General features: G+C 42.5%; 26 protein-coding genes and 1 pseudogene. 26 read left to right on the top strand and 1 reads right to left on the bottom strand.

All coding sequences use genetic code 11. The features are described from left to right. Positions 1–7: 7 nt before the first annotated feature. From V7266_RS11500 to V7266_RS11405, 20 genes are all read left to right on the top strand, one after another. A complete protein-coding gene (locus V7266_RS11500) occupies positions 8–574 on the top strand; it encodes a TIGR01440 family protein (protein WP_335468025.1) in 567 nt (188 codons plus the stop codon). Positions 575–758: 184 nt separating this feature from the next. Continuing rightward, positions 759–2000: a serine hydroxymethyltransferase gene (gene glyA / locus V7266_RS11495; RefSeq protein ID WP_335468024.1), complete on the top strand. Its 1242-nt coding sequence runs from the start codon at positions 759–761 to the stop codon at positions 1998–2000. Positions 2001–2262: 262 nt separating this feature from the next. Further along, on the top strand, positions 2263–2892 hold the full coding sequence (upp, locus tag V7266_RS11490) for a uracil phosphoribosyltransferase (RefSeq protein WP_335468023.1): 630 nt from the start codon (positions 2263–2265) through the stop codon (positions 2890–2892). A 310-nt stretch (positions 2893–3202) separates the two neighbouring features. Further along, positions 3203–4219, top strand: a complete 1017-nt coding sequence (locus V7266_RS11485; RefSeq protein WP_335468022.1) for a nuclease-related domain-containing protein — start codon at positions 3203–3205, stop codon at positions 4217–4219. After that, positions 4216–6399: a S8 family serine peptidase gene (locus tag V7266_RS11480; RefSeq protein ID WP_335468021.1), complete on the top strand. Its 2184-nt coding sequence runs from the start codon at positions 4216–4218 to the stop codon at positions 6397–6399. The genes V7266_RS11485 and V7266_RS11480 overlap by 4 nt, the downstream gene beginning before the upstream one ends. Before the next feature lie 395 nt (positions 6400–6794). Then, positions 6795–7019: an AtpZ/AtpI family protein gene (locus V7266_RS11475; RefSeq protein WP_335468020.1), complete on the top strand. Its 225-nt coding sequence runs from the start codon at positions 6795–6797 to the stop codon at positions 7017–7019. Between the two features lie 2 nt (positions 7020–7021). After that, positions 7022–7396, top strand: coding sequence for an ATP synthase subunit I (locus V7266_RS11470; RefSeq protein WP_335468019.1), 375 nt, complete (start codon positions 7022–7024; stop codon positions 7394–7396). Between the two features lie 22 nt (positions 7397–7418). Further along, positions 7419–8132 (top strand): F0F1 ATP synthase subunit A, encoded by a 714-nt coding sequence (atpB, locus tag V7266_RS11465; protein WP_335468018.1) that lies wholly within the window; start codon positions 7419–7421, stop codon positions 8130–8132. A 73-nt stretch (positions 8133–8205) separates the two neighbouring features. Next, entirely contained in the window at positions 8206–8430 is a 225-nt protein-coding gene (gene atpE, locus V7266_RS11460) for a F0F1 ATP synthase subunit C (RefSeq protein ID WP_098527772.1), read from the top strand. Between the two features lie 118 nt (positions 8431–8548). After that, a complete protein-coding gene (locus V7266_RS11455) occupies positions 8549–9088 on the top strand; it encodes a F0F1 ATP synthase subunit B (RefSeq protein ID WP_335468017.1) in 540 nt (179 codons plus the stop codon). Then, complete coding sequence (locus V7266_RS11450; protein WP_335468016.1) at positions 9085–9621, top strand: F0F1 ATP synthase subunit delta; 537 nt, start codon at positions 9085–9087, stop codon at positions 9619–9621. Before V7266_RS11455 ends, V7266_RS11450 begins: the two co-directional genes overlap by 4 nt. 209 nt (positions 9622–9830) lie before the next feature. Beyond that, positions 9831–11339, top strand: a complete 1509-nt coding sequence (gene atpA, locus V7266_RS11445; protein ID WP_098527775.1) for a F0F1 ATP synthase subunit alpha — start codon at positions 9831–9833, stop codon at positions 11337–11339. Between the two features lie 95 nt (positions 11340–11434). Then, a complete protein-coding gene (gene atpG / locus V7266_RS11440; protein ID WP_335468015.1) occupies positions 11435–12295 on the top strand; it encodes an ATP synthase F1 subunit gamma in 861 nt (286 codons plus the stop codon). A gap of 200 nt (positions 12296–12495) precedes the next feature. After that, positions 12496–13917, top strand: coding sequence for a F0F1 ATP synthase subunit beta (gene atpD / locus V7266_RS11435; RefSeq protein ID WP_335468014.1), 1422 nt, complete (start codon positions 12496–12498; stop codon positions 13915–13917). 21 nt (positions 13918–13938) lie between these two features. Continuing rightward, entirely contained in the window at positions 13939–14346 is a 408-nt protein-coding gene (locus V7266_RS11430) for a F0F1 ATP synthase subunit epsilon (RefSeq protein WP_098527778.1), read from the top strand. Positions 14347–14765: 419 nt separating this feature from the next. Further along, a complete protein-coding gene (locus tag V7266_RS11425; protein ID WP_335468013.1) occupies positions 14766–16043 on the top strand; it encodes an ABC transporter substrate-binding protein in 1278 nt (425 codons plus the stop codon). Positions 16044–16141: 98 nt separating this feature from the next. Next, complete coding sequence (locus tag V7266_RS11420) at positions 16142–17017, top strand: carbohydrate ABC transporter permease (protein ID WP_335468012.1); 876 nt, start codon at positions 16142–16144, stop codon at positions 17015–17017. 59 nt (positions 17018–17076) lie between these two features. Beyond that, complete coding sequence (locus V7266_RS11415) at positions 17077–17934, top strand: carbohydrate ABC transporter permease (RefSeq protein ID WP_420491387.1); 858 nt, start codon at positions 17077–17079, stop codon at positions 17932–17934. A gap of 210 nt (positions 17935–18144) precedes the next feature. Beyond that, positions 18145–19158 carry an SIS domain-containing protein gene (locus V7266_RS11410; RefSeq protein ID WP_335468010.1) on the top strand — a complete coding sequence of 338 codons (1014 nt, stop codon included), beginning with the start codon at positions 18145–18147 and terminating at the stop codon, positions 19156–19158. Positions 19159–19214: 56 nt separating this feature from the next. Beyond that, positions 19215–20051 (top strand): PfkB family carbohydrate kinase, encoded by an 837-nt coding sequence (locus V7266_RS11405; RefSeq protein ID WP_335468009.1) that lies wholly within the window; start codon positions 19215–19217, stop codon positions 20049–20051. A 374-nt stretch (positions 20052–20425) separates the two neighbouring features. Here the strand turns inward: V7266_RS11405 and V7266_RS11400 are convergent, their stop codons facing one another. After that, positions 20426–21412, bottom strand: coding sequence for an SIS domain-containing protein (locus V7266_RS11400; protein ID WP_335468008.1), 987 nt, complete (start codon positions 21410–21412; stop codon positions 20426–20428). Positions 21413–21630: 218 nt separating this feature from the next. Here V7266_RS11400 and V7266_RS11395 point away from each other — a divergent pair, with 218 nt between their 5' ends. From V7266_RS11395 to V7266_RS11370, 6 genes and pseudogenes are all read left to right on the top strand, one after another. Further along, positions 21631–22467, top strand: a complete 837-nt coding sequence (locus tag V7266_RS11395) for a sugar phosphate isomerase/epimerase family protein (RefSeq protein WP_335468007.1) — start codon at positions 21631–21633, stop codon at positions 22465–22467. A gap of 111 nt (positions 22468–22578) precedes the next feature. Next, positions 22579–23298: a GntR family transcriptional regulator gene (locus tag V7266_RS11390; protein WP_335468006.1), complete on the top strand. Its 720-nt coding sequence runs from the start codon at positions 22579–22581 to the stop codon at positions 23296–23298. A 45-nt stretch (positions 23299–23343) separates the two neighbouring features. After that, positions 23344–24201, top strand: coding sequence for a YitT family protein (locus V7266_RS11385; RefSeq protein WP_335468005.1), 858 nt, complete (start codon positions 23344–23346; stop codon positions 24199–24201). Positions 24202–25046: 845 nt separating this feature from the next. After that, positions 25047–25418: an NADH-quinone oxidoreductase subunit A gene (locus V7266_RS11380; RefSeq protein ID WP_335468004.1), complete on the top strand. Its 372-nt coding sequence runs from the start codon at positions 25047–25049 to the stop codon at positions 25416–25418. Beyond that, positions 25409–25921 (top strand): NuoB/complex I 20 kDa subunit family protein, encoded by a 513-nt coding sequence (locus V7266_RS11375; protein WP_141561107.1) that lies wholly within the window; start codon positions 25409–25411, stop codon positions 25919–25921. Before V7266_RS11380 ends, V7266_RS11375 begins: the two co-directional genes overlap by 10 nt. Positions 25922–25924: 3 nt before the next feature. Further along, positions 25925–26246 (top strand): annotated as a pseudogene (locus V7266_RS11370) (NADH-quinone oxidoreductase subunit C); the annotation flags it as partial.

Below are 26246 nucleotides of genomic sequence, written 5' to 3'. Positions count from 1 at the left end.
ATGTTTTATGATTCAAGATTGGGAAAAAGAGCTTGAAGCCATTTTAGCAGACTTTCGTGAACAGGCTGCACTAAAGCCAGGACAGCTGTTTGTGGTTGGCTGCAGCACGAGTGAAGTAATCGGCGAACGAATTGGCACTTCGGGGACGGTCGAAGTGGCCGAAATGATCTACAGGCAGCTGAAAAATCTCCAGGATCAAACGGGAATTCAGCTGGCCTTTCAATGCTGTGAACATTTAAACCGGGCGTTGGTGCTGGACCGTTCTGCTGCGGATCAGCGAGGATATGAAGAGGTTTCCGTTGTTCCTGTTCGTACAGCAGGCGGTGCGATGGCAACCTATGCTTATGGCCATCTGGACGATCCTGTTGTCGTCGAATTCATTAAAGCAGAGGCCGGGATGGACATTGGTCAAACGTTAATCGGCATGCATCTAAAACATGTCGCCGTTCCTGTCCGTACCAAACAAAAAAGCGTTGGACATGCCCTCGTCACCCTGGCAAAAGCCCGTCCAAAACTAATCGGCGGCACCCGTGCAGTCTACGAAAAAAACACCCAAAACACAAGTTGCACATAGTGGTAATGGTGCCTGTCACCATTACCGTTATTTTCACTATTGTTCGGTTATTAATGGTGTTAGACACCTTTTCTCCTATTTTTATAGAGTTTATGGTGGCAAAATCCGAAAGATGTGTTAGAATGAAGAAGGAATTTTCGAATTTTAAATTTTAATGGTGTTATAGATAAAAGGAGGATGTAGGATGAAGTATTTGTCTCAAGCGGATGAACAGGTTTTTAAAGCGATTCAACTAGAATTAGGACGTCAGCGTTCAAAAATTGAATTAATTGCCTCAGAAAACTTTGTAAGTGAAGCAGTTATGGAAGCACAAGGTTCTGTACTAACAAATAAGTATGCAGAAGGTTATCCATCCCGCCGTTATTATGGTGGTTGTGAATATGTCGACATAGTGGAAGACTTAGCCCGCAATCGTGCTAAGGAAATTTTCGGTGCAGAATACGTAAACGTTCAGCCGCATTCAGGGGCGCAAGCCAATATGGCAGTTTACTTCACCATCCTCGAAGCGGGAGATACAGTTCTTGGTATGAACCTCTCTCATGGCGGCCACTTAACACACGGAAGCCCAGTAAACTTCAGTGGTATCCAATATAATTTCGTGGAGTACGGTGTGGATGAAACCACTCACCGCATCAATTATGATGATGTACGTGAGAAAGCTCTTGCTCACAAGCCAAAGCTAATTGTTGCGGGCGCAAGTGCGTACCCTCGTGCAATTGACTTTGCAAAGTTCCGTGAGATTGCTGACGAAGTCGGTGCCTACCTAATGGTTGATATGGCACACATCGCAGGTCTTGTTGCAGCTGGTTTACACCAAAACCCAGTACCATATGCTGATTTTGTTACCACTACTACACACAAAACCCTACGCGGACCTCGCGGCGGGATGATCCTTTGCAAAGAGGAATTCGGTAAGAAAATCGATAAGTCCATCTTCCCTGGAATTCAAGGCGGCCCGCTTATGCATGTAATCGCAGCGAAAGCAGTTGCCTTCGGTGAAGCACTGCAGGACAGCTTTAAAGAATATGCTGCCAATATTATCGCCAATGCCAACCGTTTGGCTGAGAGCCTGCAAAAAGAAGGCTTAAAACTTGTATCTGGCGGTACGGACAATCATTTGCTATTGGTTGATGTAACAAGCCTCGGCTTAACAGGTAAGATTGCAGAGCATGTGTTAGATGAAGTCGGCATTACCGTTAACAAAAACACGATTCCATTTGACCAAAATAGCCCATTTGTAACGAGCGGAGTCCGGATCGGCACTGCGGCGGTTACTAGCCGTGGCTTTGGTTTAGCGGACATGGACGAAATCGCATCAATTATTGCCTTCACATTGAAAAACCACGAAGACGAAGCGAAGCTTGCTGAAGCACGTGGCCGCGTTGAAGCTTTAACAAACAAATTCACTCTATATCCAGAGTATTAATTTTAAGAATTGGCCTTCATCTGAAAGATGAAGGCCTTTTTTTATGGCGCAAGATCTAAAAAAACCCCAAACGAGCCTATACGAATCATTTCCCTGGGAAAGACTAAAAACAAAGCTTTATAGATTTGCTTTTGGGTATGTTATAAAAGAGGGAAAATTCACGCTATTTTGTATCCATTACATTTGATGAACATAGTTGCTCTATGGGTCTTTTTTCTGTAAAATGAGGCGATGATTAATTTTAGATAAAGGGGCGATTAATGTGGCAAAGGTATACGTCTTCGACCACCCGCTTATCCAGCACAAACTTACCTACATACGTGATAAACATACAGGAACAAAGGAATTTCGTGAACTTGTTGATGAAGTAGCAACCCTGATGGCATTCGAAATTACAAGAGATATGTCACTTGAGGACATGGATATCGAGACACCAGTCTGTCCGGCAAAATCAAAAGTTCTCTCCGGGAAAAAAATTGGCATCGTACCGATTCTCCGTGCCGGAATCGGAATGGTCGATGGGATCTTAAAGTTAATCCCAGCAGCCAAGGTTGGCCATGTCGGCTTATACCGTGACCCTAAAACATTGAAGCCGGTTGAATATTACATTAAACTTCCTAGCGATGTAGAAGAGCGTGATTTCATCGTGGTGGATCCAATGCTGGCAACAGGCGGTTCCGCTGTAGAAGCAATCCAATCCTTGAAAAAGCGCGGGGCGAAACATATCAAGTTTATGTGCTTAATCGCTGCACCTGAAGGCGTTGAGGCCCTAAAGGAAGCTCATCCGGATGTGGATATTTATATCGCCGCATTAGACGAGAAATTAAATGACCACGGCTATATCGTTCCAGGCCTGGGCGATGCCGGTGACCGTTTATTTGGTACAAAATAATCAAGTCGAGCAGAGATGCTCGGCTTTTTTTGTGGGGCTTTATTGGATATAAATGGAAAAATAGCCAATATTGGCGGAAAATGAGCCAATAAACGATAAAATCGGCCAATGTATCCCAAAGTTAAGCCAATCCCTCCAAAAAATCAGCCAATCAAAAAACGCTTACTAAAAGAGCAGGCCAATTGTACTCCAAATCTTAAAAAATTCACCCAAAAAACAACTTTCACAAAGAGTTCTAAATTAAGTAGAAGGGATTTTGCCCAGAATGAAGAAAATCTAGGTATTAATGGCTAAAAAAGGAGGAAAACGGATGATTGTAAATGAAAGACCTATTCCAATCCCGTTATTACAGCGAGAGGCACTGCTGCAGAGGATTATCAAATCGCATTCCAGACACAAGGATATTGAAAAAGAACTGATAAATTGGAGAACAGGCTATGCAGGGGAGAAAAATGTTGATTATTATCTTAGTTACCTGCCAGATGAACCGTATCGCATTATCAATGACCTTCGTTTAAAAAACAAAAACATCTTCCAGATCGATAGTTATATCCTTTCGCAGATGTTTGGCTTGGTTTTAGAAATCAAGAATATTACGGGAACATTGCTTTTTGATAAAAATACAAACGGCGTCATTAGGACGTATAAGGATATCGAGGAAGGCATCCCCAACCCGCTGACACAGGCTAAACGACATCAAAGACAATTAATGAATTGGAACGTGAGGCATAAAATTCCCCCCATGCCAATCGAGTACTTAGTTGTCTTTAGCAGAAATTCAACCATCCTAAAGACCAATCTGGGAAATGAACATATATTCGATCACATGATATATGCGGAGAATCTAGAGGAAAAGGTCGCGCAAATTGCTGCGAAATATCAAAGCCCCGCCCTAAAAGGCAAAGCAATAAATAAATTGACCGATTACCTCTTATCCGAAAGAGTCCCATCCTACCCTGAAATCCTCAAAACCTATAACATTCCAAAATCTGATATCCTTCCCGGCGTTCAATGTCCAAATTGTAAAGCAATTCCAATGATAAGAGTGTCAGCCGCTTGGTATTGCACATGGTGCAAGTCATACTCTAAAGAGGCCCATATCCAAACAGTAAGGGACTACTTTCTATTAATGAATGCGCCATTGACAGTCAAAGAATTTCAGGAGTTTTTTCGAATAGAGCAACGAGGTGTGGCTAAAAATTTGCTTCATTCCTTACACCTTCCATCCACAGGGCAAAAACGAACAACGCAATACTTTCTCCCTTCCGATTGCATACTTTCCCCTTTGAAAGAAAACGCTAGAGGAAAAAGGGGAATCCATGAATGAAATGGCTTTTATCCATCCTGCTAACCTTACAAACCACCTCAACCGTACTCATCCACCCGCCCATACCCAAATCCACACAAGTAGCGATTGTTGTACTAAAACAGCCGCAATCCGAGCAAGAAATCAGGCAAATCATCACCCCTTATAAAGACGTAAAATTAAGACGGATTTTTCGGGAAGCACTGGATGGTTTTTCGATTGAAGGCAGCCCTGAGGCCATCGCGAGGCTAAGCCAACAACAGCGTATCCTCACCGTATCGCCTGTCGCTAAATACCAGGCAGAATCAGAAGAAGGCGTCAAAATTATCGGCGGGGAAGAAGTGCGCCGAATCTTTGATCACCACAATCAACGCCTTACCGGCAAAGGAATCACGGTCGGGGTTATTGATACTGGAGTAGACTATACCCACCCTGATTTAAAAAGCAATTATGCTGGCGGCCACGACCTTGTTGACAATGACAGAGACCCAATGGAAACCCTCGCCGTCGGAAAAGCGACCATCCATGGCACCCATGTCGCCGGTATCATTGCCGCCAATGGGAAAGTTAAAGGGGTTGCCCCAGAGGCAAAAATTGTGGCTTACCGCGCGCTCGGGCCCGGCGGGGGCGGAACGACGGAGCAGGTACTCGCCGCCATTGAACAAGCGATCAAAGACAAAGTGGATGTTATGAACCTTTCCCTCGGAAATGATATCAACGGACCTGACCTGCCGATCTCCCTTGCCTTAAACCGGGCCGTCGACAAAGGGATCGTTGCGGTCGCTGCATCCGGTAATTCAGGACCGAACGTGTGGACAGTTGGTTCCCCAGGTACCGCATCCAAAGCAATATCGGTTGGCGCCTCAACACCTACAATGAAAATTCCTTCCTTAATTATAGAAGGAAGTCGGCAGCCCGTCCGGATCCAGCCCTTGGACGGCTCCGCAGACTGGGGGCTGGACCGCTCCCTTGAGTTAGCTGACGGTGGATTAGGCCGAAAAGAGGACCTTCACCATGTTCAGGGCAAAATGGTGCTAATAAAACGCGGGACGATAACTTTTACCAAAAAAGCCAAGAACGCCTATGAAGCAGGGGCAAAAGCCGTACTGATATATAACAACTTGAGCGGCAGCTTCATGGGAAACCTCGATACTCCGATGACCATCCCAGTCGGAGCACTCGCTATGGGTGACGGAGTGATTTTACAAAAAGGATTAAAAGAAAAAAGTGTGGCGGCAAGGGTTCTGATAAGCGAAGAGCGCGACCGGCTCGCGGACTTCAGCTCACGGGGGCCTGTCACGGGGACCTGGGAGATAAAGCCTGATATTGTCGCTCCCGGGGTGGCTATCAACTCGACGATACCAGGCGGTTACTTATCGCTGCAAGGCACGAGTATGGCCGCACCGCACGTGGCAGGGGCTTGTGCGTTAATTAAGCAGGCGCATCCGGAGTGGACGCCGGCCCAAATTAAGGCATCGTTAATGAATACGGCTAAGCCGATCGGACCTAATCCCAATACCCTGTACCGCACCTATGAGCAGGGGGCCGGCCGCATTCAGGTCGATGATGCCATTCAAACTAAGTCGCTGGTTACCCCAAGCAGCCTGCGCTTTGGAAAATATACAGAGGAGAACGACAGCCATAAGGCGATCGTAAAAATTGAAAACAAAAGTGAGCGGACCGTGCACTACTCTTTTCAGATTCCGCATCAGGTTGAAGGTGTCAGCTGGCGGTTTCCCTTATCATTTACGCTTGCCCCGAGGGAGTCGAGGGAGATGACAGTGGAACTGCAAATTGACCCGCACGTGTTTAAAAGGAAGATCCATGATGGATTTATTCATCTCGAGGCTGGTTCGGAGCTGATTCAAATTCCTTATCTGTATGTACTTGAGGAGCCGGGATATCCACGGGTGATGGGCTTTGATTTTGCGTATGGCGACAGGCCGGGGGAATACCGCTATGAGGTGTACCTGCCGGGCGGAGCAGAGGAGTTTGGCATTGCACTTTTTAACCCGGAGAGTTATCGTTTTGTCGGTTTTTTAGACTCGGAGACAAATGTTAAAAAGGGGCTGCTTCGTAAAATCATTCCGAAGGAGCAGACCCCGTCATCAGGGACTTATTTAGTAAAGGTGTTTGCGAAAAAGGCTGGCAGGGAGGACTTTATCGAGAGAATGATTACAGTTGAAAAAAGCCAAGACTAGTTCTTAGGCTGGGGCTGATATGGCTCCAGCCTTTTTGTTACCGCGAAAACGTGATTTTGGAAGCAATCATCAGCGGTGAAAAAAATTTTTTTGATGAGAATTAGATTAAAATTCGATTAAAAGTTCACAAAATAGACACAAATTAGCCTAAAAATATTCAAAATTTACAATACAATAAGAGTGTTAACAAAGGTGTCAAAGATTCAGAAATTATTAATAGTAGATTGTGGTATAATTCACGTAAATTCATTGACATTGACAATTTGCTATTGTATGCTAACAAAGGGTGTTGATGATAGGGTTTTCATGTCAAATTATCTATATAAAGATAGCTTTTGTGGAATGAATTTGTCACCTGCCCATTTGACATTCTCTATGAGTGAGGATGTGATTATATGCGTCAAAATAACCGCAACCCATTCAAAGCAATGGCGTTAATGTCCGCGATAGTCTCCCAGTTAGTCGGCTCCATTCTAATAGGTATTTTTGCCGGCAGATGGCTCGACCGGCATTGGGGTACCGAACCAATTTTCTTAATAACCGGACTGCTTTTGGGACTGGCAGCGGGGACCTATTCTATGCTTCTTTCAATTCGCCATTTCTATTCAGGAGATAATTAATAATGCCAGATTTCAGAGTCATGTACAACAGGCAAAAGAAATGGATATTCTACTTGTTGGCCATATATGTTCTTGGCTGGGGCTTCACGACTTACCATACCATCTTTTTAGGATTGATTTTAGGTACATGCTTCGGTTTTCTTAACCTTTTATTGCTGGTAAGGAAGACGGAGAAGTTTGATAAACAAGTATCAGAGGGGAAGAAACCCCGGTCGCTGGGCTCCTTATCAAGGATGGCGACAGCGGGTATTGGAGCTGCAATTGCCCTAAAGTACCCGGAATATTTTAATGTTTTTACTTATGTGATAGGACTAATGACATCCTATATTGTCATTATGATAGATTATTTTTACAATGCAATGCATCAACATAAATGAAGGGGAAGTGAGGTGAGTACATATGGAACATAAAACTCCTGAGTTTGAATTCTTGGGTCTATGGTTTAATGGCGCCAATATCCTGATGATCACTGTAGCAAGTGTCATTGTTTTTCTAATTGCCGTTCTCTCTACCCGCAAGCTGGCTATGAAACCAACAGGGATGCAGAACTTCTTTGAATGGGTGATGGACTTTGTAAAAGGGATCATCAACAGCACAATGGATTGGAAGGATGGCGGAAGATTTCATATCCTTGGAATCACGCTCATCATGTATATCTTTGTATCCAATATGTTAGGTTTGCCGTTTTCGGTTGTGATTGATGGAACACTTTGGTGGAAATCACCAACAGCTGACCCAATCATTACATTAACTCTTGCGGTTATGATTTTGGGTTTAACCCATTTTTATGGTGTGAAGTTAAAAGGTGTCAAGGGATATGCACAAGGCTTCTTCAGCCCGATGCCATTCTTGTTTCCATTAAAGATTATTGAGGAATTTGCGAACACATTAACGCTTGGTCTGCGTCTTTATGGTAATATCTTCGCAGGTGAGCTGCTATTATCACTATTGGCAGCAGGACTAGCTCATCAAGGAATCGCGGGTACTATTGCCGCTGTGCCATTAACATTAATCTGGCAAGGTTTCTCTGTGTTTGTCGGCTCTATCCAGGCTTACATCTTTACCATGTTAACAATGGTTTACATGGCTCATAAAGTGAGTCATGACCATTAAAATAACCGTTCATACTCATGAACAAAAACAAAAATATATTATGTTTTCATACATTTAAGGAGGAAAAAAAGAAATGACAGGTTCAATTGGTATTTTAGCAGCAGCGATCGCAATTGGTTTATCAGCAATTGGTGCAGGTATTGGTAACGGTCTTATCGTAGGACGTACAGTAGAAGGTGTAGCTCGTCAGCCTGAATTACGTGGTACTCTTCAAACAACAATGTTCATCGGGGTTGCGTTAGTTGAAGCCCTACCGATTATCGGAGTAGTTATTGCGTTCATGGTATTAAACCGATAAAATTGGAAAAATTCCAGGTGGCGAAGATAACAGAATCCTTCGCCATTCATTTATGTTTGTTTGAATGTATTGATTGTACTCAATCGTTTTAGCAACTCTTGAAAGGAGTGAACCCAGGGTGTTAACAAGCAGTTTTGTACTGGCCACTGCCGCTGAAGCTGGCGAACATAGCGGCCACATTAATACTGGAGATATCTTCTTCCAGCTTATCGTATTTATCATTTTGTTAGCATTGCTTAAAAAATTCGCGTGGGGTCCATTAATGGGCATTATGAAACAACGTGAAGAGCATATCTCTAATGAAATTACCTCGGCAGAAAACAGCCATTTAGAAGCAAAAAAACTTTTAGAAGAGCAGCGTAATCTTTTAAAAGAAGCACGTAATGATGCACAAAACTTGATTGAAAATGCAAAAAAACAAGGCGATGTTCAGCGTGAGGAAATTATTACTACAGCCCGGGCTGAAGCAGAGCGCATTAAAGAAGCTGCAAAGGTTGAAATCGAGCAGCAAAAAGAAAAAGCAGTTGCTGCCATTCGCGAACAGGTTGCTTCCTTGTCTGTGTTAATTGCTTCTAAAGTGATTGAAAAGGAATTAACAGCTGCAGATCAAGATGCACTAATTAACGAATATATTAAAGAGGCAGGAGAAGGACGATGAGCAACACTATGGTAGCAAAACGCTACGCGTCCGCTCTTTTTCAAATCACGAATGAACAGCAGATTCTAAATCAAGTAGAAGAAGACCTTCGTGTAGTAAAGGAAGTCTTGGAATACAATCCTGATTTAAAGGCTGTTTTAAAATCTTCAAAACTTACGATTGATAAGAAAAAAGAGATTGTGAAAAATGCTTTTGCATCAGTGAATGTGTATGTCCTTAATACGGTGTTGATCTTAGTTGAACGTCATCGCGAGGATCAAATTGTCGAAGTAACTGACCAGTTCCTTGAACTGGCAAATGAAGCAAAAGGGATTGCGGATGCGGAAGTGTACAGCGCTCGTGAATTGACGGATGCTGAACGCGAGGCATTATCTGCGGCTTTTGCTGCGAAAATTGGCAAAAAATCACTGAGAATTGAAAATATCGTCGATTCCAACCTGCTTGGCGGCATTCGTCTTCGCATTGGAAATCGGATTTATGACGGCAGCTTGCGCGGCAAGTTAGACCGTTTAGAACGTAAATTGTTAAGTTAATAAGAAATGCGGAAGCGACCGTTTAGCGACGTATGGACTGGAGCGATTCGACTGAGATAAAGGAAACACGAAGAGCGTCAGCGATTCGACGTTGACTTATCGTAGGGAGAAGAGCGAAGGACACTAGTCGCTGGGAGCTGGAGCTGGACAATTCTAAAAGTCCAATGTTCGAAATAATATGCAAAGTATCATAGATAGGGGTGAAACTCATGAGCATCAAAGCTGAAGAAATCAGTGCCTTGATTAAATCACAAATTGAAAACTATCAGGCAGAAATTCAAGTAACTGATGTCGGTACAGTTATCTCAATCGGTGACGGTATCGCACGTGTTCATGGCCTCGACAATGTCATGGCTGGAGAACTTGTTGAATTCTCAAACGGCGTTATGGGTATGGCACAAAACCTTGAAGAAAATAACGTCGGTATCATCATTCTTGGACCTTACACAGAAATCCGTGAAGGTGACGAAGTACGCCGCACAGGCCGCATCATGGAGGTTCCCGTTGGGGAAGCCTTAATCGGACGCGTTGTGAACGCACTTGGACAACCAGTTGATGGAATGGGTCCAATCAATACAACTAAAACTCGCCCAGTAGAAGCAATTGCTCCTGGCGTTATGGCTCGTAAGTCTGTTCATGAGCCATTACAAACTGGTATCAAAGCGATTGACGCACTTGTGCCAATCGGCCGTGGTCAGCGTGAGTTAATTATCGGTGACCGTCAAACAGGTAAAACATCTGTTGCAATCGATACGATTTTGAACCAAAAAGGTCAAAACATGATTTGTATCTATGTTGCGATTGGTCAAAAAGAGTCAACTGTACGTGGTGCGGTTGAAACCCTTCGTAAATATGGTGCATTAGATTACTCTATCGTTGTTACAGCTTCTGCATCACAGCCATCTCCAATGCTATTCTTAGCACCTTACGCTGGCGTTGCAATGGCGGAAGAATTCATGTACGAGGGCAAACATGTTCTAATCGTATATGATGACTTGTCTAAACAAGCAGCTGCTTACCGTGAGCTTTCCTTGCTGCTTCGTCGTCCTCCAGGCCGTGAAGCTTATCCAGGGGATGTTTTCTACTTACACAGCCGTTTGCTAGAGCGTGCATGTAAAATTAACGATACTCTTGGTGCTGGTTCGATTACAGCATTACCATTTATTGAAACACAAGCAGGTGACGTTTCTGCTTATATCCCAACAAACGTTATCTCCATCACAGATGGACAAATTTTCTTACAGTCTGACCTATTCTTCTCCGGTGTTCGTCCGGCGATCAACGCAGGTCTTTCCGTATCACGTGTAGGTGGATCTGCCCAAATTAAGGCGATGAAAAAGGTAGCAGGTACATTACGTCTTGACCTTGCATCTTACCGTGAATTAGAGGCATTCTCTCAATTTGGTTCTGACCTTGATAAGGCAACCCAAGCGAAGCTTGCCCGCGGTGCCCGTACGGTTGAAGTTCTTAAGCAAGATCTTCACAAGCCGCTTACTGTTGAAAAGCAAGTAGTAATCCTTTACGCATTAACACGCGGTTTCCTTGATGATATTCCATTACAGGATATCCGCCGTTTTGAATCAGATTTCCATAATTGGTTAGACCACAACCGCAAAGAGTTGTTAGACCATATTACAAAAACGAAGGATCTTCCTTCTGATGAGGATATGGCTTCTGCAATCAACGACTTCAAAAAGACGTTTGCAGTTTCCGAATAATAGGGTCTGACATGTAGTAAGGCTGGGCAGTGCGGCCGCCGCAAGGCTGCCGTGCGCCGGGCCAGACATTCTTTGAAAAAGGGTGGTGAGAACCTATGGCTTCATTACGCGAAATAAAAACACGTATTAATTCGACGAAAAAGACGAGTCAAATCACAAAGGCAATGGAAATGACCTCTGCTGCGAAATGGAACCGTGCTGTAACAAATGCTAAATCATTTGTACCGTACATGGAAAAAATCCAGGAAGTAACGGCGTCGATTGCGCTCGGCTCAGGCGGAGTGAATCACCCTATGCTTAAAACTCGTCCTGTTAAGAAAACAGGTTATATTGTGATCACAAGTGATAGTGGACTTGCCGGCGCGTTTAACAGTAACGTTATTCGTAAAGTTCATCAGACGATTCAGAGCCGTCACAAATCGAATGATGAGTTTGCTATTATTGCAATCGGAAGAGTGGCCCGTGACTATTTTGTAAAGCGCAATATAAATGTTATCTTAGAAATTATCGGTATCCCTGCACAGCCAAATTTTGCGGATATCCAAGATGTAACCCGCAATACGGTTGCCATGTTTGCTGATGGTACATTCGATGAATTGTATGTCTTTTACAATCATTATATAAGTGCGATTTCACAGGAAGTGACCGAGAAGAAATTACTTCCGTTAACGGATTTATCTGCTGCTTCTCACAAACTCACTTCTTATGAATTTGAGCCCTCTGCAGAAGAAATTTTAGAAGTTCTCCTGCCACAATATGCGGAAAGCCTAATTTACGGCGCCCTGCTTGACAGCAAGGCAAGTGAACATGCTGCCCGGATGACGGCAATGAGAAACGCAACAGATAACGCAAAAGAATTAATTAATCACTATACATTAGTATTTAACCGTGCACGTCAAGCAGCGATTACCCAAGAAATTACCGAAATCGTCGGCGGTGCGGCGGCATTAGAATAGTGCTTGGTGACAGGCACCATTAGTAACACGTCCTTAGTGAAAATGGACTCTGTTCAGTGACCTTGATGAGTATCGTAGTGGGAAATGGTGGAGCGCTCCTATTTTCTTATTACAATGGTTACGAGTAAGGTGCAGGAACAAGGTTCATTTCTCAGAAGGATGTTTGAATTTTTGTAAAGAGTAAGTTAGGAGGGAAAACGATGAACAAAGGACGCGTTCTTCAGATTATGGGTCCAGTTGTTGACGTTAAGTTTGAGAATGGTCAACTGCCTGAGATCTATAATGCATTAAGAGTTGTCAATACAGCGCGTAATGAATCAGATGTTGATATCAACTTGACCCTTGAAGTAGCCCTTCATTTAGGTGATGATACAGTTCGTACGATCGCAATGTCAACCACTGATGGTTTAACTCGTGGTGTGGAAGTAGAAGATACTGGTAAGCCAATTTCTGTTCCAGTTGGTGATGTAACACTTGGCCGTGTATTTAACGTATTAGGTGAAGCAATTGACTTGAAAGAGGATGTACCAGCTAGTGCCCGCCGTGATTCTATTCACCGTGAAGCACCAACATTTGAAGAGCTTTCTACTCAGGTAGAAATTCTTGAAACTGGAATTAAGGTAGTAGACCTTTTAGCACCATATATTAAAGGTGGTAAAATCGGTCTATTCGGTGGTGCCGGTGTAGGTAAAACAGTTTTAATCCAGGAATTAATCAATAACATCGCTCAAGAGCACAGCGGTATTTCTGTTTTCGCTGGTGTAGGGGAACGTACTCGTGAAGGGAACGACCTTTACCACGAAATGACAGATTCCGGCGTTATTAAGCAAACAGCGATGGTATTCGGACAAATGAACGAGCCGCCGGGTGCACGTATGCGTGTTGCCTTGACTGGTTTGACAATGGCTGAATATTTCCGTGATGAGCAAGGACAAGACGTATTGTTATTCATCGATAATATCTTCCGTTTCACGCAAGCAGGTTCTGAGGTTTCTGCCCTACTTGGCCGTATGCCATCTGCGGTAGGTTACCAGCCGACTCTTGCTACTGAAATGGGTAGACTAGAAGAGCGTATTACATCTACAAATAAAGGTTCTGTAACATCAATCCAAGCGATTTATGTACCTGCCGATGACTATACGGACCCGGCTCCGGCTACTACTTTCGCTCACCTTGATGCAACAACAAACCTTGAGCGTAAGCTTTCTGAGATGGGTATTTACCCTGCGGTGGATCCACTTGCTTCGACTTCTCGTGCATTGGCACCAGATATCGTTGGTGAAGAGCACTATACAGTAGCTCGTGCTGTTCAATCGACTCTACAAAAATATCGTGAGTTACAGGATATTATCGCGATCCTTGGTATGGACGAACTTTCTGATGATGATAAGTTAGTCGTATTCCGTGCGCGCCGTATCCAGAACTTCTTGTCACAGAACTTCCACGTGGCGGAGCAGTTTACTGGCCAGCCAGGTTCATATGTTCCTGTTAAAGAAACGGTTAAAGGATTTAAAGATATCCTTGAGGGTAAATATGATCACCTTCCTGAAGATGCGTTCCGTCTTGTCGGCCGTATTGAAGAAGTGGTTGAGAGTGCAAAACGTATGGGTGTAGAGGTCTAAAGAGAGCCAGGAGGGTAAAAAATGAAGACGATTAAAGTCAGTGTTGTTACTCCCGATGGCCCGGTGTATGAATCAGATGTGGAAATGGTAAGTACCAAAGCTAAAAGTGGTGAGTTAGGTATTTTACCTGGCCATATTCCGTTGGTTGCTCCGCTTGAAATTGGTTCGGTTCGTCTGAAGAAGGATGGAAAGACGGAATTTATCGCAGTGAGCGGTGGATTTTTAGAAGTTCGTCCTGATCAAGTGACAGTTCTGGCCCAATCAGCTGAGAAAGCATCTGATATTGATGTAGAACGTGCCCTAAGAGCGAAGGAACGTGCTGAGCAGCGTATGAGAGACCAGCGTGCTGAGCATATGGATTTCAGACGTGCTGAGCTTGCGCTGCAGCGTGCAATCAATCGCCTCGCCGTATCGGAAAAAAGATTATAAATATAATTAAAAACCTCTCTGGTGTTTACCGGAGAGGTTTTTTGTATTTGTAAAGCAAAAATCATTTCTATAATGGCTATTTTATTTTTAAATAAATAATTTTTTTCTATCAGAAGTGCTGCTAATATGATATTTTTATCTAATAAAGAAGTATTGTACAATACCAATTTCGTTAATCGAAAAATAGTAAATAAAGTATTTATCATTCCGCAACAAATTGTTTGAAAGTTTTATCTATTTCGATATTGACGATAAACGTTATAACATGTAATAATATATTATAATACAACAGGTGATAAACACTGACAAGATAGGTCAAAGGAGGAGGAACAGAAAGTTTAACATATCGGTTTAGTTCTTTATGAAAGCGGTTTAAAAATCCTTTTGCCATGAGAGTGAATTTACTGGGGGGAATGTATGTGAAACGTTGGTTTAGTGTAGCTTTCAGTATTTTAATGGTTATGTCATTAATTATCGGTTGTTCCTCAAAAAGCACTACTTCAAAATCAAAAGATGGAAAGACTACGATCACATTTTTTTACCGTTGGCCAAATGAGCCGTATAAGTCCTATTTTAAAAGTGTTATTGCCGAGTTTGAAAAGCAAAATCCTAACATTAAAGTCGAGGAAGTTACCGCATTAAACGATGACTATAAGCAAAAAGCAAATGTTCTTCTAGGAAGCCAAAATCCACCTGATGTATTCTTTAGCTGGGCTGGAGAATACGGACAAAAGTTTATTCGAGATGGTGTGGCGTTAGATCTGACAAAATACTATCAAGATGACACTGAGTGGTCTGGCCAGTTAATTAGCTCACAAGTAGACTTCTTTAAAAAGGACGACAAAGTCTATGGAGTTCCACTTTTTACTGACAGTAAGCTCTTCTTCTACAACAAAGATCTATTTGATAAGTTAGGTTTGAAGGCACCAACTACTTGGGATGAGTTCATGAACGTATTGGCAGCGATTAAAAAGAATGGAACAACGCCAATCATCCTGGGAAATAAATCACCTTGGGCTGCTGCTCACTATGTAACAGCCTTGAATCAGCGATTAGTTCCTAAAGAAGTGCTAGATAAAGATCTTAGCTATCAGGGGGCCAAATTTACTGACCCTGGATATGTAGAGGCTTTAAAGAAATTAAATGAACTAAGACCATATTTTAATGACGATCCAAATGCAGTCGCTCACGATGAAGCAAGAAGCCTATTCCTGGGCGGAAAAGCAGCGATCACGTTCCTAGAAACACAGGAAATTACGTATATGAAAGATGCAACCTTTAAATGGGATACATTTAAGGTACCAACGATTGAAGGGGCAAAAGGGGATCAGGGCGGTTTAATCGGCGCTCCTGAAGGGTTTATGGTTCACAGCAAATCCGCTCATCCAAAAGAAGCGATGGCGTTCTTGAAGTTTATGACGTCTAAAGCAAATGGCGAAAAGTTAATTAAAGATACGGGATTAGCTAGTACAGTGGTTGACGCAGTCAATGAAAATACAGCAACGAAAGAAGAAGTCAAAGCAATGGATTTAATTAAGGAACAGAAAAATATGTTGATTTGGACTGATAGTGCGTTAGACAGCCGAATCTTCAAACCATACGGTGATGGAGTACAAACGATGCTTGGCGGCGGAATGAAGCCTGCAGATGTTATGAAGAGTGTTCAAGAAGCAGCAAAACAAGTGTATAACAAGTAGAACTATCTACAAATCTATCAAAGGTGCCGGTTAAGAGAGATAACAACTCCCTTTTAACCGGCAAAATGCTAAAGATTTTGTTGTTTGGGAGGGTTAAGATGCGCAGAACACGAATAGTCCCAATTCTTTACATGGCACCGGCCTTGATTATGCTGGCTTTATTTGTATACTACCCATTAGTTCGAAATGTCGTAAATGGCTTTTATGAATGGAACCCATTTACATCAGATAGAAGCTTTGTTTTCCTAGATAACTATTTAAGGCTTTTTAAAGATCCTGTTTTTTACACAGTGATGAAAAACAATTTGTTATACGCAGTGATCTCTGTCATTATGCAGGTTGGGCTTGGGCTCGTGATTGCTGCAGTGCTGGAAGATAAGATTTTCAGGAGATTTTCTACCTTCTTCCGGACAACCTTTTTTATACCGGTTCTCATATCGATGACAGTCATTGGTATCCTCTTTAGTTTTATTTACAATCCAGAAGTGGGGTTACTAAATAGTTTTTTACGACTAATCGGACTAGGGGATTTGGCAGAGGGCTGGCTGGGCAACCCTAAAACAGCGATCTATGCAGTCATTTTTGTTTCTCAATGGCAAAGTATTGGATATGCGGTCATGTTGTATGTGCTAGCCGTGCAAAAGGTTCCTGGAGAATTATATGAGGCGGCCACCATTGATGGGGCCGGGAAGATTCGGACATTTTTCAGCATTACTGTACCACAAGTAAAAGAAATGACCTTTGTTCTATTAATCTATACGGTGACGGGCTCGTTCTTAGTCTTTAGTGAAGTATATGTATTAACGAGTGGGGGTCCAGGGAACTCATCACAGGTCTTTAGTACATATCTCTATCAAAAAGCGTTTATTGATAATGAACCAGGATTTGCATCAGCAATTGCAAACGTGATTCTTGGTATCACGCTTATCTTTTATTTTGTACAGAACAAATTTTTAAAAACAGGGGAGGAGTAAAAATGAAGCTGGTGGAATCACAGGGAGATTCAGTAAAACCAGATGGAAAGCTTGGGAAAATGGCCGCTCTAAGCTTGAAAGCTACGAAACGCAAATCTGGCTTTTCAATCGTTGTCGGATTGATCTTTCTCTTTTTACTCCTTTACTTTGCAGCCATTGCCTATCCTTTGTTCTGGATGATCATCAACTCTTTTAAAACGACAGCTGCTATTTTTAACGACAGCTGGGGGCTGCCAAAAGAGTGGCTATTTTCGAATTATACTACGGCTTGGGAACAAGGGGTTTCTAGCTACTTCATGAATAGCTTGATTATCACGGGGGGGACTTGTTTGTTGACGGTGTTAGTAAGTGCCTTGTGTGCGTATGGTTTAACTCGTTTTCAAATCAAAGGCGGCAAGTTCCTGCTCTTATTTGTTTCAGCGGGTCTGATGTTTTCCCCGCAAAGCAGTTTAATTCCGCTCTATGAGTTAGTTCAAAAACTAGGAATCTTTGATACATACTGGGCATTGATTCTTACGTTTACAGCCTACCGCATTCCTTTAACCGTGCTGTTAATCCGTTCTTTTTTTCTTTCAATTCCGAAAGAGTTAGAGGAATCTGCTTACCTTGACGGGGCTAACAGCTTTAAGGTGTTTACAAAAATATTCCTGCCAATGAGCAGGCCGATCATGTTCACGGGTGTCATTTTAACCGCCTATTATGCGTGGAATGAGTTTCTATTTTCCATTCTCTTTATTCAGACAGAAGACGTTAAACCGATTACCTCAGGACTCCTGGTGTTTAAAGGTGCCTTGAGCACCAATTGGGGGGTATTGATGGCAGGTTTGGTCATTTCCGCCATTCCGCTGATTGTCATCTTCCTGATGATGCAAAAATACTTTGTCCGCGGCTTAGCCGAGGGAAGTGTGAAGGGATAATATTGTTTGAAAATAGGCTCTGTTAACCGATATTGTTTATTAAACTCTGTTGATTGGAGCGGAGGGCGCTCGACTCCTGCGGGNNGGGAGACCCCACAGGCGCTAAGGCGCCGAGGAGGCTCCCCGGCACGCCCGCGGAAAGCGAGCGCCTGTAGCGGAAATCAACAGCCAAATTTCAAAGCTTAAAAATAATATTAGGGAGTGGACGCAATGTTGAATTTTAGCAGAGAAAAGTATTTAAAGGTGACAGGTGGAGCCATCGGGCTGAGAGAAGAAATTGAAAGAGTAGTAGATAAAGTCTATGAAAAAGGCTTTAAAAACCTATTCTTAATCGGATCTGGCGGGGCAGTAGCAACCTTCTATCCATTCGAATATATGGTGAATTCAACATCGACGATTCCAGCTTATGCGGAAATTGCCGCAGAATTCGTTTTACAAAATCATAAACAGTTAAGTGAAGAATCACTTGTCATTCTTTCTTCCTTATCAGGGACGACAGAGGAGACGGTTGCCGCGGCAAAATACTGTAAAGAAAGAGGCGCAACGACGATTGGTATAACAGGTGAGTACAATAAGCCGCTTGCTGACACAGTAGACTTTCCCTTAGTCAACTTTGCAGAGAATGATTTTGCCAGTGATTCCAATCAATTGGTGCTCTTCCACCTTATTTTTAGACTGATGCATAAAAATGGCGATTTCCCTGAATATGAAAGATTTGCCGCACAGCTTGAACTACTTCCAGAAAAGTTAATCGAGGCTAAAGAAAAATTTGAGCCAAAAGCAGAAGCGTTTGCGATTGTTTATAAGGATGAGCCGTATCATATGGTGGTTGGTTCAGGAACCACCTGGGGCCGGGCTTATTCTTATGCGATGTGTGTATTGGAAGAAATGCAGTGGATTAAAACGAAGTCCATCCATGCGGCGGAATTCTTCCATGGCACCTTGGAGTTGGTGGAAGAAGATACAAGCATGATTCTATTAAAAGGGGAAGATGAAACTCGTCCACTAATGAATCGTGTGGAACAGTTTGCTGAGCAGTATACGAAGAAATTGACAGTGCTTGATACAAAAGACTATGCACTAGAGGGTATCAGTTTGGAGTTTAGAAAGTATTTATCACCAATTGTTACGTCGACTCTTCTGCAAAGAATGAGCGTTCACCTTGAGGATAAACGGAATCACTCGTTAGAGATTCGCAGATACTATCGGACAGTAGCATATTAAAAAGCGTAAGGGAAAGAGGATATCTTTCCCTTATTCACTAATGGGAGGAACAATTAATGAGATTAATAGCGGTTGGAGATAATGTAGTCGATTATTATGAAGATCGAGAAGAAATGTTTCCAGGAGGGAATGCCGTCAATGTGGCTGTTTTTTGGAAACGTTATGGTGTAGAGGAGGTTTCATATATTGGCATCGTCGGAAATGACGAAGAAGGCGAGCATATTGTCAGCTCGTTAGCGCAGGAACAGATTGATGTTTCCCGGGTAAGAAAAGTGTTTGGGGCTTCTGGTGAGGCGGTTGTTACGTTGGATGAGCAGGGTGATCGTAAGTTTGTCGGCTCGAATAAAGGCGGTGTCCAGAAAGAGCTGAAATTGAACTTTACCGAATCGGAACTAGCGTTTATCAGCACCTTCTCACTGCTGCATACAAGCGTATTCAGCCATTTAGAAAAAGAATTACCTTTATTGCAGAAGAGTATTGATATATCATTTGATTTTTCAACAAAATATGATGTGGACTACTTAGAGCTTGTCTGCCCCTATATCAACTATGCGATTTTTTCTGGCGGTGACTTAACGAACGAGGAATGTGAAGCACTAATCGCGCGCGTTCACCAGCTCGGGACACCGAATATTATTGTGACCAGAGGGTCGGAAGGATCCTTATTCTCCGATTCAAAGCAGTTATATAAGCAAGGGATCGTAGAGACAGACGTAGTCGATACACTAGGTGCAGGTGACACCTTTGTAGCAATATTTTTAAAAGAATATGTCTTGTCTGAGAATGCCCAGGAGGCGATGGAAAAGGGTGCGGCAGCGGCAGCTGAAACATGCCAGCGCTTTGGTGCCTTCGGCCATGGGAAAAAGCGTGGGAAACGGATTACAATTGGCTAAGACAAGAAGAACCTGTTCTTTGTAGAACAGGTTCTTCTATTACGCATAAAAAACACTCCCTAAGTTTTTAAGGCTTAGGGAGCGGTTTCATTTTAAGAGATAAGAAAGTATAAATTTCGACTTCGAGAATTGTCCAGCTCCAGGCGCCATCGGCTCGAGGTCACAAGCTTATCCAGTTGCGGCTCCTTGGGACTCAAAGCCTAAGCCACCCCCTGAAGAAGGCAAAAAGCGCCTTCTTGCAGGGTGCGTCTTAGTCTAGAGTCCCAGAACAGTCGCCTCCACATTTAGATCAATCCGTCCAAAAGGTTAAAGAACAACCTTTCGGCCGGCTCGTCTTGTGCTTGTCGCCGAAGTCTAAGCGCCTTGCGCTTTTCTTAGTATTCTACTTTCCACATATATCTTCTTTTTGAAAGCGGGTGATTACGAGAATCAGCCAATTGCTCTGCATAGCGGCGGAGAACGTAATTTAAGACAAGTGGTGCGATATAACCTTTTAACTCTTCGTCAATGCCTGCTAAATCAAGCTCTTTCGCATCTAACACGACGAGTTTTTTACCATATTTCTTTGAAAAATCTAAGGCTCTTTCATCGAGTGGACGTGTTTCATCGATACCAACTAGGATAATAAATGGTACGTCTTCATCAATGATTTCAAATGGACCATGGAAGTATTCACCTGCGTGAATGGCGTTGGAGTGGATCCACTGCATTTCTAAAAGAATACAAGTAGTGTAGGAATATGCAATTCCATAGTTGGCTCCGCTCGCCATTGTATAGATTACTCTTTCATCCTTGTATGCCTGACCAAATTGTGCAGCTCGGTCTGCAAATTGCTGACCAGCTTTTTCAAAGGCGGCCTGGGTATTGGATAGGCTATTGACCATTTTATCGAACTTATCGTTTCCTTCTAGGACGTTTAAAACACCCATCGTTAGTTGATATAGTAAGCCTAAGTTGGTATTGAAGGCAACGGATTCATCGCCCCATTCATATTTAACAACGAATTCACTTTCCTGTGCCAGCGGGGAGGCTGGTTCATTTGTGAAACCAACTGTTAATGCTCCTTTTTGACGGGCAAATTCCGCAGCCTTTACAGTTTCAGGAGTCGTGCCTGACATCGAGCACAAGATGACAAGTGAATTTTCGCCAAGTTTTCTAGGGTTGCGATGAATGAATTCATTGGAGCTGTATACATCAGAAGGAATGTTTTTTGCTTCTCGGTCCATGATATATTTGTTTGGATACATGATAGCAGAGGAACCGCCGCATGCAACAAAGTATACATGGTTAATTGTGCGCCCTTTCAAAGCATCTAACACATTTTTCACCTGTGGATCTACAACTACTTGTGAGTTTACCATTCATTTTTCCTCCTTAGGACTATTTGATCTAACATATAATAATACATTATATGATGTTATAGTATTATACATGATATAAATTGTCAATCTCTTTTGAAAATTAAATTTAATAATTTAATAGACACTTTTATCGAATTGACTTATAACATATTATAATGTTATATTAACTTTATATACCTTGTTAAAAAGGTACATAATTAAGTGAAGGGGATGGGGATTTGTCAAAGATTACGAGGGATCAAATTACCGGAATGAACTTCCATTATAAACACTACCCTTTGGAATATTTTTTAGATGCTATGGTTCGATATGAATACAAAAATATTGAATTATGGGGAGCATCCCCTCACTTTTATGTAGATGAACTAACTCTTCAGGATATAAGAAATGTAAAAAGAGAGATTGATAGAAGAAACTTATCGGTGGTCTGTTTTACACCGGAACAGTGTGTATATCCAATTAACCTTGCGGCCAAAGAGGATAGAATTCGGGAAAGAAGCATTCAATATTTCATCAAATCAGCGGAGACAGCAAAAGAATTAGAGGCACCATTACTATTGGTTACGCCAGGCTGGGGCTATGAAAATGAAAGTCGAGAGGATGCATGGAAGAGAACGAGAGATTCGCTGGAAAGATTATCATCAGTTGCGGATGAGCTGGAGCTAACGCTAGCGCTTGAACCTTTAACAAGAGTAGAATCCAATATCATCTACGATGCGAAGTCGCTAAAAGCAATGCTGGAAGAAGTAAATAGTCCCTTCCTAAAAGGGATGATTGATACTATTCCAATGGCTCTAGCTAATGAAGATTTCAATGAATATTTCAGCATCCTTAAAGACGAGATTGTCCATATTCATTTTATTGACGGGAAACCGGAAGGCCATTTGGTGTGGAAAGACGGCGTCTTACCGCTTCAAAAATATATCGATCAATTGAGTCAACATGGTTATCAGGGAGCGCTCACATTAGAGTATACATCCTATCAATATGTGCAGAACCCGGATGAGGCGATGGAACGGACGTTGGACGTGCTTTCAGGGATGCTAGCCGATTGAAACAAATTGATAGCTGGAAATTATTTATATATACTTGAAGTAACAATAGAAAAAGCAGCAAAGCTCCTTCATATAAAGTGTACGTAAAAGAAAATTAGGCAGGTGATGGATGTGTTAAAACAGGATGATCAAATTCCTTTATATATCCAATTAAAGGAATCACTCCTCAGCTCCATTTTGAATGGAGATTTAAAGTACGGGGATAAAATCCCAACGGAAGCAGAATTAAGTGAAGAATATAAAATCAGCAGGATTACCGTAAGAAAGGCGATTCTTGAGCTGGTGGAAGATGGATTCCTGGTGAAGCGGCAAGGGAAAGGAACGTTTGTTAACAAACGGAAGATTGAACGGAAAATTGTCCACTTTTTAAGCTTTAGTGATGCCTGTAAGGCGAATGGCCTGACAGCAAGCAGTAAGGTCATTAAAAAGGAAATTGTCCAGCCCACGGCAAAGGATCAAGAGCTGCTGCAGCTTGAAGAAGGGGATGCCCTGTTATTTATTCAACGGGTCCGCTATGCTGGCGATTCTCCGATTATGATTGAAAATAATTATTACTCCTATAAAAAATTCCATATCCTACTGAATGAGGATTTAGAGGGTTCAGTCTATAAAGTCATTGAAGAAAAGCTGAATGTTAAGCCTCATGGTTCTTGGGAGACGACGTTGGAGATTGTCCGGGCATCTGAGGATGAGGTGCAATTACTAAATACTTCAAGCGGCGAACCTCTTTTTTATATGGAAACGACCGTTTATGATGAAAAAGACGAACCTGTTCATCGCGGAAAACAGTATATTTTAGGGGATAGCTATAAATTCATCTTCCAGCAATAGTTTCTAAAAAGAAATTCGGAATTTGATATGGGGAAGTAGATTGCGATGAGGAAGACGATTCAAGATTGTTTATATATTTTGCTGGGTTCACTTATTTTTTCAATTGGTATTAACTATTTTACAATCCCAAACTTGTTGTCAGAGGGCGGGATTATCGGCTTAACGATTATTTTTCACTATCTATTCCATTGGTCGCCAGGAATTGTGAATTTTATCCTCAATACGGTGCTTGTTTTGGTAGGAATGAAGTTTTTAGAAAAAAGAGCGATTATTTATACGTTATTTTCCATTTTTTCATGTTCTTTGTTTTTATTTATTACCGAGGAAACGGGAAAAAAGCTGACGAATGACACGTTATTAGCTGCCATCTTTGCTGGTTTATTGGTGGGAGGCGGTTTAGGGATTATTTTTCGTGCTGGTGGCACCTCGGGCGGGACGACGATTTTAGCGAGGCTTGCCAACCAGTTTCTCGGCTGGAGTATGGGGAAGGGTATTTTGACAATTGATATTATTGTAGTGGCCGGATCGGTGTTTATCATTGGACTGGGGAAAGCGATGTATACGTTAATCGCCGTATTTTTGGGCGCCAAGGCGATTGATTTTATTGTGGAAGGGCTAGAAGAAAAGGTGGCTGTCCTGATTATTTCTAATTCCTCTGAATTGGTGCTGGATGCGATTACGAATAAGTTATCACGAGGAACTACGGTTTTAGAGGGACGCGGCGGTTATACTGGTGATAATAAGGATGTGCTTTATATCGTGATTAATAGGCAGGAGATTGTTCAGCTGAAGAATTTGATTTATGCAGTGGATGAGAATGCCTATGTGACCGTTCATCTGGTTCAGGAGATGATTGGAAAAGGGTATAAGGTCGGTAAGACTAAGATGGCAAAAGGCATTTGAGGTTGTTGTAAGGAGCAGGTTATGTTAAAGGTCGTCAATCCATATTCCTATTAGTTAATCATCTATTGGATTTCTAAGTGTTTCATCTTTTTAATAGTACTAGTTGGTTGGGCCAGTCATGTGACTGGCTTTTTGAGTGGGAAAAAATGTTTTCACATCTAGATGGGCAGTTATGTGTGGTGCGAAAGACTTAGTTTTTCTGTAGGTGGTATGATGAGGACAATTCTGCATATGATGATAGGGAAAACGGATATTGGACTCGCGTATCGTTTTAAGAAATGTTCTAGTAATATAACAGTTTGTGTCATTTTATGATAGAAAAGATTGATTTTTGTTTATTTTTTAAAAATAATAAAGAAAAGTGAACATTTGATGACAATTCTCACAGACAAACGAGAGGAAATTATTGTTAAATAGTGGTTGTTGTCGATCATTTTAGCAGGTTCTTGCGGAGCTTGTTTTAGGCACATCATCTTCCGCAGGTGCTCCAGATTACGTGCACCGAAAGTGCGCACTTTGGATTAGTTGCAGGTGGTTCGCTCTTGTGTCATCTCTGATGTTTTTCAGAGGAACTCCTTGAGCGAGATCATACAAACACGCAGGAGGAGGGGCATGTATTTTAAGACAAGTTTAGTGCGGAGGACATGGATTTCTATCACAATGTGAGAAAAACATATCGGCTTCCGCTGTCTCTTAGGCTTGCGAAAAAAAAGGGGAATTTTCGCCGCGATTGAATTCCCAATTTTTATAAAGTTGGTTTGTCGACATGGCTTTGTAACAATGTTATAATGAATTCGGTTACATATTTAACTAGTATGAAAATTTACACATTGGAGGGGATAGACATGGAACTTAATGTATATCAGAATAATTATCTGATAGTTTTTGTGTTCCTATGTCTTGGGGTGCTGCTGCCTGTGGTGGCGTTATATTTGGGGAAACTTCTGCGTCCGAATAATCCAAGCGACGAGAAGAATACCACATATGAAAGCGGTATTGAGCCATTTCACGATTCGCGTGTGCAGTTCAATGTCCGCTATTATATTTTTGCCCTGATGTTTGTTATTTTTGATGTAGAAACAGTGTTTTTATATCCATGGGCGGTTGCCTATGATAAGCTGGGGATTTTTGCGCTCGTCGAGATGTTAATTTTTGTGGCGATGCTTCTACTTGGCCTAGTGTATGCTTGGAAGAAGAAGGTGTTACGATGGATTTAAGACTAGAAGATTTCACACCGGATGAAATAAGAGAGTTAGAACGAAATGTATTTTTTGCCACGCTGGAGCAAATTAAGGCATGGGCACGGAGTAATTCTTTGTGGCCGATGACATTTGGTCTGGCTTGTTGTGCGATTGAAATGATGGGTACCGGGGGAGCGAACTATGACCTTGATCGGTTTGGGACGATTTTCCGAACTTCGCCGCGGCAGTCAGATTGTATGATTGTTTCTGGTACGGTGACGAAAAAAATGGCACCGATTTTACGGCGTTTATATGACCAAATGCCGGAGCCGAAATGGGTGATTGCGATGGGTTCATGTGCGACGGCAGGCGGGCCATATGTAAAATCATATTCCGTGGTTAAAGGAGTCGATCAGATTGTTCCGGTGGATGTCTATATCCCAGGATGCCCGCCAAACCCTGCCGCTTTAATATACGGAATCAATAAGTTAAAGGATAAAATTCGTTACGAAGCGAAGACTGGGAAGAAGGTGATCTAACCGATGAGCGGGGAGAAGGATCTCGAACAATTAAAAAAAGAGGCGGCCGCAAAGGCTAAGGCGGAGGCTTTAGCAAGACGTCAGGCGAAAGAGGCTGGCGAATCTGCACCGCCACCACCTGCATCGACACCGGAAGAGGCACCAGCCGCAGCTGCGAGTGCTGGCGAGGCCGATGACTTGGCGAAGAAAAAGGCAGCCGCAGCGGCGAAAGCAAAGGCGGCGGCGCTAGCGAAAAAGCAACGCGAAGGGATCACTGAGGAAGAGCCTCCCGCTGAGGAAACATCAGCGCAGTCAACTGATGATAGTGATGACCTGGCGAAGAAAA

The sequence above is a fragment of the Neobacillus drentensis genome (assembly GCF_036965645.1).
Classification (GTDB): Bacteria; Bacillota; Bacilli; order Bacillales; family Cytobacillaceae; genus Neobacillus; species Neobacillus drentensis_D.
Note: the sequence above shows the minus strand (reverse complement) of the source record. Positions and strands in the feature narration are given on the sequence as shown.